We start from the raw sequence: 13,167 nt of genomic DNA, 5'->3' as shown, positions 1-13,167 counted from the left end.
CCCCGCCCTATAAAAAATGCCTGCCTGCTGCACATCCCAGGTAGGCAGGAGGTGTGGTGACTGCTCTGACCTCTTCGCGAGCACGCTCGCTCCCCCAGGGATTTGTGTTCACCACGAACCTGTGTGGGAGCGGGCTTGCTCGCGAAGAGGCCCTTGGCGTCGCCCAATCATCAGGACCTTGCCAATGCACTTCAGACTCATGCTTTTTGCCGCCTTAGTGTGGTTGAGCCCGCTCAGTTTCGCCGCGCCCCAACACGCCCTCACGGTCTACGGCGAAGCCCCGAAATACGCCCCGGACTTCCAGCATCTGGCCTACGCCAACCCCGACGCGCCCAAGGGTGGAACCTTGCGCCGCTCTTCGCTGGAGAGTGGTCCGTTCGATCACCTGATTCCCTACATCGACAAAGGTACCGGCGTTGCCGACATCGACGGCTGGCTCTATGCGCCGCTGGCCTATCGCAGCAAGGACGAGCCTTACAGCGTCTACGGTCTGGTCGCGCAACGGATGGAGCTGGACGCGGACCGGCGCTGGCTGCGCTTTTACCTCAACCCCAAGGCCCGGTTCGAGGACGGCACGCCGATCACCGCCGAAGACGTGCGCTACACCTTCGAGTTGTTCACCACTCAGGGCAGCCTCAAATATCGCCAGCAGTTTCGCGATGTCGCCGAGGTGCAGGTCGAGTCGCCGACTCAGGTGCGTTTCGTGTTCAAGAACAACGAGAGCCGTACCTTGCCGCTGGATCTGGCGACGTTGCCGGTGCTGCCCGAGCATTGGTGGCGCACGCGCAATTTCGCCGATGGCGCAGGTTTCGAGATTCCGCCGGGCAGCGGGCCGTACAAGGTCAGCGCGGTGGATGCCGGACGCAGCGTGAAATTCCAGCGGATCAAGGACTGGTGGGCCAGGGATCTGCCGATCACGCGCGGGCTTTACAACTTCGATCAGTTGAGCGTGGAGTTTTTTGCCGACACCGACGTGTCGCGACAAGTGCTCAAGGCCGGCGGCTTCGATTACAACCGCGAGTTCTCCGCCACCAGTTACACCATCGGTTATGCGGGGGCGGCGCTGGAGCAGGGCAAGTTGCTGCGCGAACACCTCGCACCCGGCGCCGCGCAAGGTGCCCAAGGCTTTGTGTTCAATCTGCAGAAGCCGATGTTTCAGGATCGTCGGGTGCGGCAGGCGATTGCCATGCTCTGGGATTTCGAATGGAGCAACCGGCAGATGATGCGCAGCATGTACCTGCGCCAGCGCAGCTTCTTTTCCCACAGTGCGTTGTCGGCCACCGAACTGCCGGATGCCGAAGAACTGAAAATCCTCGAACCGTGGCGCGGCAAGATTCCCGATGAAGTCTTCAGCCAGGTGTTCGAGGCGCCGCGCACCGACGGCAGCGGCAACATTCGTGCGCAGCAGTTGCAGGCGCTGAAATTGCTGGAGTCCGCCGGCTGGAAACCCCGTGGCGATCAATTGGTGAATGCCGCCGGCGAGCCGTTGCAATTCACTTTTCTCAACGGTCAGAAGGGCTTCGAGCGTCTGCTGCTGCCGTTCAAGCGCAATCTGGCGCAGATTGGCATCGGTTTCGATATTCGTCAGGTCGACACCGCGCAGTACACCAACCGCGTACGCAGCCGCGACTACGACATGATCGTCGTCGGTTACCCGGTGAGTCAGGCGCCGGGGCGCGAGCTGTTCAATTATTTCGGTTCCGACGGCGCCGATGATCCTGGCTCCAACAACTACATGGTGCTGCGCGATCCGGCGGTGGATGCGCTGCTCGAAGGCGTGGTCCAGGCCGACAACCGTGAAAGTCTGCTGCGCCACGCCCATGCTTTGGATCGGGTGTTGCAGTGGGGCTACTACTGGATTCCCAACTATTACCCGCCGGGGATTTCCACGGTGTGGTGGAACCGTTTCGGTCGCCCGACGATTGCGCCGCTGTACGACGCCGGACTCGACACCTGGTGGGAAATCAGCCCGACCGCGCTGACCTCGACGCAGATGCAGCAACAGCACAAGGAGTACGCCCATGTGGGGTTATAGCCTGCGGCGTCTGCTGCTGATCGTGCCGACCTTGCTGGCGATTCTGCTGGTGAACTTCGTGATTGTGCAGGCCGCGCCCGGTGGCCCGGTCGAGCAGGCCATCGCCCGATTGCAGGGGATCGGTGTCGGTGCGGCGGTGGGTGCCAGCCATGTCGAAAGCATTGGCGGCGAGTCCCGCGCGACTCGGGGCCTGGATCCGAAACTGGTGGCCGAGATCGAGCGGCAGTATGGCTTCGACAAAAGCGCTGGCGAGCGCTTGTGGCTGATGCTCAAGAGCTACGCGCAACTGGACTTCGGCAAGAGCTTCTTCCGTGGCGCGACGGTGACCGAACTGATCTGGCAGAAGCTGCCGGTGACCCTGTCGCTGGGTTTGTGGGCGACGCTGATCACCTATCTGGTGTCGATCCCGCTGGGGATTCGCAAGGCGGTGCACAACGGTTCGGCGTTCGATGTCTGGAGCAGCGCGGCGATCATCATCGGCTACGCCATGCCGGGGTTTCTGTTTGCGCTGCTGCTGATCGTGGTGTTCGCCGGCGGTACGGCGCTGGACTGGTTTCCGGTGCGCGGGCTGGTCTCGGACAACTTCGCCGAGCTGTCGCTGTGGGGCAAGGTTGCCGATTACTTCTGGCATCTGGTGTTGCCGGTCAGTGCGCTGGTGATCGGCGGTTTCGCGACGCTGACGATCCTGACCAAGAACAGCTTCCTCAACGAGATCTCGCGGCTGTACGTGGTCACGGCCCGGGCCAAGGGCTTGAGTGAACGACAGGTGTTGTACGGGCACGTGTTTCGCAACGCGATGTTGCTGGTGGTGGCCGGATTGCCTCAGGCATTGGTCACGGTGTTTTTCGGCGGCTCGCTCTTGATCGAAGTGATCTTCTCCCTCGACGGGCTCGGCCGCCTGAGCTACGAAGCGGCGGTGTCGCGGGATTACCCGGTGGTGTTCGGCTCGCTGTTCATCTTCACCCTGTTCGGGCTCTTGATAAAACTGCTGGGCGACCTGTGCTACACGCTGGTCGATCCGCGCATCGACTTCACCGCGAGGACTGCCTGATGCCGACGCTTTCTCCAATCGGACGGCGCCGTTGGGCGCGGTTCAAGGCCCATCGGCGCGGCTGGTGGTCGTTGTGGCTGTTTCTCGCGCTGTTCGGCCTGAGCCTGGGCGGCGAACTGGTCGCCAATGACAAACCGTTGCTGGTGACGTATCAGGGCGAGTGGTATTTCCCGGCGTTCAAGCGCTACACCGAGCAGGATTTCGGCGGCGAGCTGCCGTTCCAGCCCGACTACCGCAGTGCCCAGGTGCGTGAATTGATCGAGGGGCAGGGCGGACGGATGTGGTTTGCGCCGATCCCGTTCGGTTTCGACACGGTCAACTACGACCTCAGCGAACCGGCCCCGAGCCCGCCCACCGCTGAAAACTGGCTGGGCACCGACGATCAGGCGCGGGATGTGCTGGCGCGGGTGATATTCGGCACACGGGTGTCGCTGTTATTTGCTCTGGGGTTGACAGCGGTGAGCGCGTTGATCGGCATCGCCGCCGGTGCCTTGCAGGGCTATTACGGCGGTTGGGTCGATTTGCTCGGCCAGCGTTTGCTGGAGGTCTGGTCGGGGCTGCCGGTGCTTTACCTGCTGATCATTCTGTCGGGCTTCGTCGAGCCGAATTTCTGGTGGTTGCTGGGGATCATGGCGCTGTTTTCCTGGCTGAGTCTGGTGGACGTGGTGCGCGCCGAGTTTCTGCGCAGCCGCGGACTTGAGTACGTGAAAGCGGCGCGGGCGCTGGGTGTGGGCGATTCGCAGGTGATCGTGCGTCACATTCTGCCCAACGCCATGAGTGCGACCTTGACGTACCTGCCGTTCATTCTGACCGGGGCGATCGCCACGTTGTCGGCGCTGGATTTTCTCGGCTTCGGCATGCCCGCCGGCAGTGCTTCGCTGGGTGAGCTGATCGGTCAGGGCAAGAACAATCTGCAAGCACCGTGGTTGGGCCTGACGGCGTTCTTCGCCCTGGCGCTAATTCTTTCTTTACTCGTTTTCATCGGCGAAGCCTGCCGTGATGCCTTCGACCCCAGGACTTGATATGCGTGAACATCTGATCGAAATACGCGACCTGCGGGTGGCGTTCAAAGGGCAGGAAGTGGTGCACGGCATCGACCTCGACATTTGCCCGGGGGAATGCCTGGCGCTGGTGGGCGAATCGGGTTCCGGCAAGTCAGTGACGGCCCACAGCATTCTGCAACTGCTGGACCCGAACATCACGCAGATCGACGGCAGCATCCGTTATGGCGGCGAAGAGCTGCTGGGTGTGCACGAGCGCTATCTGCGGCAACTGCGCGGCAACCGCATCGCGATGATTTTTCAGGAGCCGATGAGTTCTCTAAATCCGTTGCACAACATCGAGCGGCAACTCGGCGAAAGCCTGGCGCTGCACAAAGGCCTGGCGGGCGAGGCGGCGCGCAAACGGATTCTGGAACTGTTGGAACTGGTCGGCATTCAACGACCGCGCGAGCGGCTGAAGGCGTATCCGCATCAACTCTCCGGCGGGCAGCGGCAGCGGGTGATGATCGCCATGGCGCTGGCGTGCGAACCGCAGTTGCTGATCGCCGATGAGCCGACCACGGCCCTCGACGTCACAGTGCAACGCAAGATTCTGTTGCTGCTCAAGGAACTGCAACAGCGGTTGGGCATGGCGCTGCTGATCATCAGTCACGACCTGAATCTGGTGCGCACCATTGCCCAGCGGGTGGCGGTGATGCGCGCGGGCGAAATCGTCGAACAGGCGAGCTGCGAGCAATTGTTCCGCGCGCCACAACATCCCTACAGCATCGAATTGCTCAACGCCGAACCCGGCGGTGCGGCACTGTGTCGTGATGCGGCGGAGGATTTGCTCGAGGTTCGCGATCTGAATGTGCGTTTTCCGCTGGGCGGCGGATGGCTGCGGGCCAAGACTTATCTGCACGCGGTCAATGGCATCGATCTGAACCTGCAACGGGGCAAGACCTTGGGCATTGTTGGTGAATCCGGATCGGGCAAGTCCACTTTAGGTCAGGCGATTTTGCGTCTGATCGACGCCGACGGCAGCATCCGCTTCAAGGGTGAGGCGCTTGAACGACTGAGCGGCAAGCAATTGCGTCCGCTGCGCAAACGCCTGCAAGTGGTGTTTCAGGACCCGTTCGGCAGCCTGAGTCCGCGCTTGTGTGTGGAGCAGATCATTGCCGAAGGTTTGCAGGTGCACAGCGACTTGAATGCGCAGGCGCGCGAGCAGGCTGTGATCAATGTACTGAAGGAGGTCGGGCTCGATCCGGCGACGCGTCATCGCTATCCCCACGAGTTTTCCGGCGGGCAACGGCAACGCATCGCCATCGCCCGGGCGCTGGTGCTCAAGCCGGATCTGATCCTGCTGGATGAGCCGACGTCGGCGCTGGATCGCACGGTGCAGAAGCAGATCGTTGCGCTGTTGCGCCGGTTGCAGGAGGAATACGGTCTGACCTATCTGTTCATCAGCCACGACCTGGCGGTGGTGCGCGCGCTGGCCCACGATCTGATCGTGATGAAGGATGGCGAGGTGGTGGAACGTGGCGAAACGGCCGGGTTATTCCATTCGGCCCGGCACCCGTATACGCGGGAGCTGCTGGCGGCGTCGTTTGCCGGTGTGAACGCCTGAAACGACAAATCCCGCCACAGGGGCGGGATTGTTTGCAGACTGGCTGCGGTCTTACGCAGGGAACAGCTCGGACAGTTTCATCGACAGCATCATGTCGCCTTCAACGCGCAGCTTGCCGCCCATGAAAGCCTGCATGCCGTCGGTTTCGCCGCTGACGATACCTTTGAGGGTTTCGCTGTCCAGCACCAGCGTGCAGTTGGCGTCCGGGTTTTCGCCTTCCTGGATGTCGCAGGTGCCGTCTTTGACGATCAGGGCGTATTGCTTGTCTTCGTCAGTGATGTTGAAACCGAAGACCAGATCCAGACCGGCAGCGGCGGCTGGGTTGAACTTGGCTTGCATTGCTTTTACGGCATCAGCTACGGAGGTCATGGTTCGATCCTTTTTGGTTGATTGCAGCAGGGTCACAGTAATCCGGACTCAGCGAAAGGTGATGAGTTCCGGGGCCTTCAGCAGTTGCAGATGCGCATGACTGTTGAAGGAAGCCAGAGCCACCTCGCGACCGCGGAACTTCAGCTGGTTGAGCGAGGTGTTGACGATTTGCCAGTTCAGTTCAAAGGCCTGCCGGGCAGGCATTTGAGTGATGAGGTGGAGCAGGGCGGTGATCGTGCCACCGGAGGTGAACACTGCGATTTTCTGGGTGTTGTCGGCTTGTTCAAGTATTCGGTGCAGACCTGCCTGGACCCGCTCGACGAAAGCCAGCCAGCTTTCCAGGCCAGGTGTGTCGTAGGTGCCGGCGAGCCAGCGTTCGATGATCAAGGCGAAGATGCGCTGGAACTCGCCACGGTTTTGTGCGGCGTTGCGCAGAATCTCCAGCGCTTCGGGCTCTTCCGGCAGCATGGCCGGGAGCAGGGCGCGGATCACGGCGTCGGCATCGAATTCGTTGAACGCCGAATCGATTTCCAGAGCCGGGACCGGCAGGCCGACGGCGGCGAACTGTTCCAGTGCGCTGTTGGCCGTGTGTTGCTGACGGCGCAGATCGCCCGACAGGCAGCGGTCGAAGCTGATTCCGAGTTCGGCGAGGTGACGGCCGAGGATTTCTGCCTGGCGTACACCGGTCGGCGACAGGACGTCATAGTCGTCTGCACCGAAGGAGGCCTGGCCATGTCGAATCAAGTAGATGCTGCCCACGTCCGCGTCATCCCGGTACGTTGAAGGTTGTGGCGAGGTTATGGGGATGACGGTGAGCTGTCAATGAAAAAACATACGCTTGTTTGAAATGCCCGTTCCAGCCTTGTTGCCAGAGGTTTCACGGCTGGCCGACGGGCCGGTGCATGGGTATGCTGGAGCCAATTCCCGCGTGTGTTTCACGACCGCGCATCGTTTGAAGGAGTCTCTGTGGAGTTTTTGACTGAATACGCCAGTTTCCTGGCCAAGACCGTGACGCTGGTCATCGCCATTCTGGTGGTGCTGGCAAGTTTTGCTGCATTGCGCAGCAAGGGCCGGCGCAAATCGGCCGGCCAGTTGCAGGTCAGCAAGCTCAACGATTTCTATAAAGGCCTGCGTGAGCGTCTGGAGCAGACCCTGCTCGACAAGGATCAGCTCAAGGCCTTGCGCAAGGGCCAGGCCAAGTCCGAGAAGAAACAGAAAAAGAAACCCGAAGCCAAACCTCGGGTGTTCGTGCTCGACTTCGACGGCGACATCAAGGCCTCGGCCACTGAAAGTCTGCGCCATGAGATCACCGCGCTGCTGACCCTGGCCACACCGAAGGACGAAGTGGTCCTGCGCCTGGAAAGCGGCGGCGGCATGGTGCACAGCTACGGTCTGGCCTCGTCGCAACTGGCGCGCGTCCGTGAAGCCGGCGTGCCGTTGACCGTGTGCATCGACAAGGTCGCGGCCAGCGGCGGCTACATGATGGCGTGCATCGGCGAGAAGATCATCAGTGCACCGTTTGCCATCCTCGGTTCCATTGGCGTGGTGGCTCAGTTACCCAACGTCAACCGCCTGCTGAAAAAGCATGACATCGATTTCGAAGTGCTGACCGCCGGCGAGTACAAACGCACCCTCACTGTATTCGGCGAAAACACCGAGAAGGGCCGGGAGAAATTCCAGGAAGACCTGGACATTACCCATCAGCTGTTCAAGAACTTCGTCGCTCGTTATCGCCCACAGCTGGCAATCGACGAAGTTGCTACAGGGGAAGTGTGGCTTGGCATCGCCGCACTGGAAAAACAACTGGTCGATGAGCTCAAGACCAGTGACGAATACCTGGCCGAGCGTGCCAAGCAGTCCGAGGTTTATCACCTGCACTACGCCGAACGCAAAAGTCTGCAGGAGCGTATCGGCATGGCGGCCAGCGGCTCGGTGGATCGCGTGTTGCTGAGCTGGTGGAGCCGCTTGACCCAGCAGCGTTTCTGGTAACAATTGCGCACGCTCGCGAGGTCTTCGCCCCGCGAGCGCGATGCATTTTCAACGCAAGACAGTGCGGTATATAGATATTCTAAAGTTTGATAATGTTGCTGTTTTCAGTGACGAACTCATCAAATAAGCGCGCTGTATCCAAGGGTTTTTCGACTTTATTCTGAATGTCCACTTCAGAATAAAGTTGTTAAACATGGACGTTGAAAATAGTAAATCAAGTTTGCCTGCCATGACGCCTGATCAACAAGGTGTCTTTTTTGAGTTGTATAAAAAACAGATTCCTTCCTGGTTGCTAACGTCGGCTGAGACGGTTCGCAATGACCTCTGCGAAAGTTTGAAAAAAAGTTTTAAGTCGCGACATGCGGCACTGCAGCAACTGCGCGCACTTAAATCTCCACAGAGCTTCTGTACGCCGCTGTTGGCCAAGGCGATGAGTGAGAAACTGGGTGAACCTTTCGAGGTCGAGGGAGCGATTTTTCAGCATGTGCGTTCCACCTCCAGCCTTTTGGGCCTGCGCAAGAAACTGGTAATACCCATCAAACGCGATTTACTGATGGCTGCCTGCGAAAATTTCGAATTATCGGAAACGCTGGCCAGCAACTATCACGAACATTCCTTGCTTTATATTCCGGAACAGATAACCGGGCGATCCAGTCGTGTGTTGTCGATGCGGCCCAACGAATTCGCCAGACTGTGCCGTTTTCTGGATCTTGGCGAGCAATATCAAAAACATGTGAAGACTTTTTTTGGTGGCGGTAGTCAAGTCGCAAGTCTGCAGGCTACTTCGGTAACGTACTCGAAAGACCAGTTTGATGTTGATCGGCACATTGCTTTGATGCGCGGCTACATCAGCCCCGATGTCTATCAGATGCTGAATTCGGTAAAGAACCAGGAACCGTCGATCAAACTGGGCAACAACACACTTGGATTTCAAAGCCTTGAAATGCTCGGCGTGACGCTCAGGGGCCCAATGTTCATCGGCCCGGTCAGCGAGCATGCCGACAGCGATTACCGCTGTGTGATCTATATGCCAGGCGATCCTGATCATCCGTTGAAAGAATACCCGTCGTTTCAGAGGTTCGAACTCGAATTGAGCGGGCGTCTGCGTGACGCCCGGTTCCACCGTTTTTTTTCGCGCTTCATTACGATGAAGGATCGTCCGGCGTTCCTTAAAGGACTGGATGTAAGGTTGTTGAAAGTCCAGCCGAATCAATTCCCGATCTCCACGACGTTTCTGCCCCTGACAGGTATCGATCTTGAAGGTGATGCAAAACAGGATCTGTTTCTGGCGATCTTCCAGCACCGTGCCGCGCAGGTTTGCGCCGACGCCCGTCTGCTGGTGGTGCCGACCGACGACGAAGACGAGAAAACCCGACTGGCGAGGCTGGACACTTATAAGACCATCGGGCTGAACACCGCGCTGTTCTTCCTTTCATTTGTCCCGGTCCTGGGTCAAGTCCTGTGTGCCGTGGCCGGCTTGCAGTTGCTCAACGAAATATATGAAGGCATTGACAGTTGGGCCCACGGCGATCAGGAACATGCCGCCGACTGCCTGTTTGACACGCTTGAAAACCTGATCCTGATGGCGGGGTTCGCCACCGGCGGCGTAGCGGTGGGAAAAGCCTTTAAAACCGTGCGCTCGTCGAATTTCATCAGGGGCCTTGAGCATGTGCCGGTGGCTGACAACCTGTCGCATCGGTTGTGGAATCCAGACATGAGCGCTTACCGCCAGCAGGAGTCGATGCCGAGCAGTATGTCGACCGATGCACAAGGTCTGGTCTGGCGCGGCGAGGACGGTTATCTGCCCTTGGGGCCCGATGCTTACGCGGTGCGTCCGTTGAGCGGCACCAGTCTGTGGGAGGTGCATAACCCCACATTGCCCAAACGTTATTCGCCATTGCTTGAGTCCAATGGTGCGGGCGCCTGGCGGCATGACTCGGAGCTGCCTCACGAGTGGAATGCGCTGACGCTGTTCCGTCGGCTGGGCTTTCGTGAAGAACAGATTTCGGATACTCGTGCCGAACAAATCATCGCCGCAACCGGGATCGACGAAGCCGCCATGCGCCGGCTGTTTGTCGAGCGTGGCAAGCCCATGGCGATCCTGACTGATTCGGTCAGGCGCTTTCGTGCGGATATCGGTGTCACCCGGTTCATGGACCAGATGGCCGTTGCTGCCTCCGCGCCGCTGGCCGATGCCGATCTGCAGCTGTACTTGCTGACAGCAACGGGCCGCTGGCCGCGGGATCTGGCAATCAGCGTGACGGATATCATGGCCAACGAAGTGACCCGATACGGTGGGACCAAAGGCACCCGCGAGGTAAAAATCAATGAAGATCTGATGCGCGACGGCCGGTTTTATCCGCCGTTGCTGGCAGCGCTCAGTGACAGTGAGCGTTCGCATCTGCTGGGTTCTGCCACCGTAGAGCCCAACAATCAGAGCGCGCTGCTCGGGATGCACATTGCCGGGCTGGCGCCCCGCATGCGCATGGCAATGATGGATCGACTGTTTCGGCGCGCGGACGTCTGCGAACTTTCCAGGAGCGAGCCGATCGTCAAGGCCTTTCCGGGGTTGTCGGCAAGCGTCGCCGACGAGTTGGCGCATCATGCCGATGCGCATGAATGGGCGCAGCTTGACGCAGGTACCGTTCCGCTGCGTCTGGCGGAAGAAGCACGGCGATATCAGCAGGTCCTGCGTCTGAACCGCGCCTATGAGGCGTTGTATCTGGACGCCGCCAGCGGGCGCGATGCGGATATGTTGATACTCGACACCTTGACGCACTTGCCAGGTTGGCCGGGTGATGTGTTTATCGAAATACTGGATTGGGGTGTATTTGCCGATCAACGAGCCACGATCGGTGCTGACGGCGCTGAACATCAGGCGTTGCTCGAGGCTTACCCTGAACGCTATCAGGGCCTGGATTCGAGCCATGCCGTCGTTTCCAGCCAGCCGGGGCGTACCCGGACGAATTTTTTCCAGGCATTGTGGCAAAGCCTTCCGTCACACAGCCGTAAAGCCATTGGCGTCGATGCGGATCTGGATGGCACGGGCCTGAGAGAAAAAATAACCGCGCTGGCACTGCAGCGACGTGTGGCCTACGCGAAGGTGCTGGGAATGGAAGCTCCGCATGCCGACTATCGGTCTCCCATGGGGCTGGCGGATCGGAAAGTCGAACAATCGGTTGTGCAGGCGGGGTCGCCCACTCACCCGATGCCGCATCGATCGTCCGTGTTGATACGCCGTGCCCGACGGCTGTATCCCGCGCATTCAATGGCGCAGATTGAGCGCTTTGTGTCGACGCTTGGGACTGACGAAGTGCTGGCCATTCGAAAGCTTGAGGACATGCGTCAGGAATACCGGACAATCCTCGACACGCTTGAGCGGTGGGTTCATCGCGAAACGTGGTATCACGACGGCGATGGCATGAGGCTGAGGGTTCCTTTCCATACCAAGAGGCGCGCGGCGCAGGCGATCCTGCGTGCGTGGCGCAAGGAAGACCAGACGCCCGCACCTTCCGGTGAGAACCTGTACAACCTTGTTTTCGATGCGGTCCCGCTGGGAAATCTGCCGGTGGTCGTCGGTGATTTCACCCATGTGACGGCGTTGCAGATGAGTGGTGTTGGGGCGAGTTCAGGACTGAATGCATTTCTGCGCAACTTTACCCGGCTGCGAGTGCTGAACCTTTCAGGAAACGAACTGACCCGCATCCCTCAGGTCGTTGCGGACATGTCGGGACTCACAGAGCTGGATCTGAGTAACAACGAAATTCGCCTGAGCGAACGAGCAGCACAGGAGCTGGGTAGCAAAACACACCTGCACTCGTTGAACCTGAGTCTGAATCCAGCCCTGGGCCAAGTGCCCGCGTTGGCAGGGATGCGCAATTTGCGCCACCTGGATCTGCACCATACGGGAATCACTCAGTGGCCGGCGGACATCGACACGCTCACGCACCTGGAAACCCTGGATCTGCGCAACAACAAAATCTCCGAGGTTCCGGATTCTGTGTTCAAGGCGCGCGCCGTGCTCAATCGAGGCACCCATATCGACGGCAACCCGCTGTCCGTGGCCAGCCTTCAGGCCCTTGCCGATTATCAGCGAGTGCAAGGTATCAGCCTGGGGGTGATCACCCCTGACTACCTCGCTACGGTACGACCGGCTGTCGATATGCAGGGTGCCGGGTGGGGCAGCGGGTTGCCGAGGACGCAGATTGCGCGGGCGCAGGAGGTCCTGTTATCGCTGTCGGCTGATCCCGATTCCCGGGCCTTTTTCGAGATGCTCATGCAATTGCGCGGGACGGCCGATTATTTCCACACCCGCACCCAGCTTGGGCAGCGGGTCTGGAACGTGCTGGAGGCCGCCTGTGAAAACGACAGGCTGCGTCGTGTGCTGTTTCGGATGGCCAGAGAAGGACGTGTGAGTACCGCCAATGCCACTGCGTTATTTAGCGATCTGGAGGTCAGGGTTCTGTGCTTCAGGGCTTTGGTAGCGGCTCGCACCGGCAGTCAGGCGCTCGAGGGTGATCTGATTCGTCTGTTGCGTGGACTGTTTCGATTGCAGGAGCTTGAAAAACAGGTTGTCCTGGAAACGGCGCGTCGCGCCAGAACGGAATCGCTGACCTTGCGCCAGGCTCTGGATATCAACCTGATTTACCGGGTGCGACTGGCAGAGCGGCTGGAGCTGCCTGCGCAACCGACTGAGCTGAATGTGCGGCTGGACGTCGAGGTCAGCGATGAGCAGATCGATGAAGCCTATCAAAAGGTGGTCAAGGCCGAAAATACTGCGCAATTGGCAAACTCGATCAGCCGGCAGGAATTCTGGGCCGAGTATTTGTGGACGAGTCGTCAGGACGTGTTTGCCGAGATTCTGGATCGCTGTGCGCGGGCTTTTTCCCTGCTGGAGTCTCAGGCCAATCTGTCTCGCGAAGCCGCCGCACAGCAAATGACGACAATCTACGACAACTTCAGAAATGAAAGCCTGGAGTTGCGCAAGCAACTGACCAATGCGGCATTGGCACGCCATCCAGGGCTCCCATTGCCGGCCACCTCGGGGCCCAACAGATTAGGAACGAAATAGGACTGAACAGAGGCCCCGGGCCCTTCGACAAGGGCCCGGGGCAGG

8 protein-coding genes are annotated in these 13,167 nt (G+C 59.6%); 6 read left to right on the top strand and 2 right to left on the bottom strand.

Annotation, left to right across the window (positions count from 1 at the left end):
- Positions 1-184: 184 nt before the first annotated feature.
- The 4 genes from PDR5_RS16085 to PDR5_RS16070 are packed head-to-tail and all read left to right on the top strand — an operon-like array spanning position 185 to position 5,693.
- Positions 185-2,035 carry an extracellular solute-binding protein gene (locus PDR5_RS16085; protein WP_064597052.1) on the top strand — a complete coding sequence of 617 codons (1,851 nt, stop codon included), beginning with the start codon at positions 185-187 and terminating at the stop codon, positions 2,033-2,035.
- A complete protein-coding gene (locus PDR5_RS16080) occupies positions 2,022-3,086 on the top strand; it encodes a microcin C ABC transporter permease YejB (RefSeq protein ID WP_039768842.1) in 1,065 nt (354 codons plus the stop codon). The genes PDR5_RS16085 and PDR5_RS16080 overlap by 14 nt, the downstream gene beginning before the upstream one ends.
- On the top strand, positions 3,086-4,108 hold the full coding sequence (locus PDR5_RS16075; protein ID WP_064597050.1) for an ABC transporter permease: 1,023 nt from the start codon (positions 3,086-3,088) through the stop codon (positions 4,106-4,108). Before PDR5_RS16080 ends, PDR5_RS16075 begins: the two co-directional genes overlap by 1 nt.
- A gap of 1 nt (position 4,109) precedes the next feature.
- Positions 4,110-5,693 carry an ABC transporter ATP-binding protein gene (locus tag PDR5_RS16070; RefSeq protein ID WP_064597049.1) on the top strand — a complete coding sequence of 528 codons (1,584 nt, stop codon included), beginning with the start codon at positions 4,110-4,112 and terminating at the stop codon, positions 5,691-5,693.
- 51 nt (positions 5,694-5,744) lie between these two features.
- Here the strand turns inward: PDR5_RS16070 and PDR5_RS16065 are convergent, their stop codons facing one another.
- Positions 5,745-6,062 (bottom strand): SCP2 sterol-binding domain-containing protein, encoded by a 318-nt coding sequence (locus PDR5_RS16065; RefSeq protein ID WP_007959502.1) that lies wholly within the window; start codon positions 6,060-6,062, stop codon positions 5,745-5,747.
- A gap of 48 nt (positions 6,063-6,110) precedes the next feature.
- On the bottom strand, positions 6,111-6,821 hold the full coding sequence (locus tag PDR5_RS16060) for a histidine phosphatase family protein (RefSeq protein WP_064597047.1): 711 nt from the start codon (positions 6,819-6,821) through the stop codon (positions 6,111-6,113).
- Positions 6,822-7,028: 207 nt separating this feature from the next.
- Here PDR5_RS16060 and sohB point away from each other — a divergent pair, with 207 nt between their 5' ends.
- Together sohB and PDR5_RS16050 are read left to right on the top strand one after the other, a co-directional pair.
- The gene (sohB, locus tag PDR5_RS16055; RefSeq protein ID WP_064597046.1) at positions 7,029-8,051 is read left to right on the top strand and encodes a protease SohB; all 1,023 of its coding nucleotides are present in this window, start codon (positions 7,029-7,031) and stop codon (positions 8,049-8,051) included.
- A gap of 193 nt (positions 8,052-8,244) precedes the next feature.
- Positions 8,245-13,122, top strand: coding sequence for a dermonecrotic toxin domain-containing protein (locus PDR5_RS16050; protein WP_064597044.1), 4,878 nt, complete (start codon positions 8,245-8,247; stop codon positions 13,120-13,122).
- Positions 13,123-13,167 lie beyond the last annotated feature (45 nt).

Origin of the sequence: Pseudomonas sp. DR 5-09 (assembly GCF_001655595.1) — a bacterium.
In the GTDB taxonomy this organism is placed as follows: domain Bacteria; phylum Pseudomonadota; class Gammaproteobacteria; order Pseudomonadales; family Pseudomonadaceae; genus Aquipseudomonas; species Aquipseudomonas pharyngis.
The sequence above is the reverse complement of the archived record's forward strand: the minus strand, read 5'-3'. Positions and strand labels throughout refer to the sequence as shown.

Coding starts and splice junctions, on each gene's coding strand:
- PDR5_RS16085 (WP_064597052.1), top strand. CDS start 185: ATGCACTTCAGACTCATGCTTTTTGCCGCCTTAGTGTGGTTGAGCCCG.
- PDR5_RS16080 (WP_039768842.1), top strand. CDS start 2,022: ATGTGGGGTTATAGCCTGCGGCGTCTGCTGCTGATCGTGCCGACCTTG.
- PDR5_RS16075 (WP_064597050.1), top strand. CDS start 3,086: ATGCCGACGCTTTCTCCAATCGGACGGCGCCGTTGGGCGCGGTTCAAG.
- PDR5_RS16070 (WP_064597049.1), top strand. CDS start 4,110: ATGCGTGAACATCTGATCGAAATACGCGACCTGCGGGTGGCGTTCAAA.
- PDR5_RS16065 (WP_007959502.1), bottom strand. CDS start 6,062: ATGACCTCCGTAGCTGATGCCGTAAAAGCAATGCAAGCCAAGTTCAAC.
- PDR5_RS16050 (WP_064597044.1), top strand. CDS start 8,245: ATGGACGTTGAAAATAGTAAATCAAGTTTGCCTGCCATGACGCCTGAT.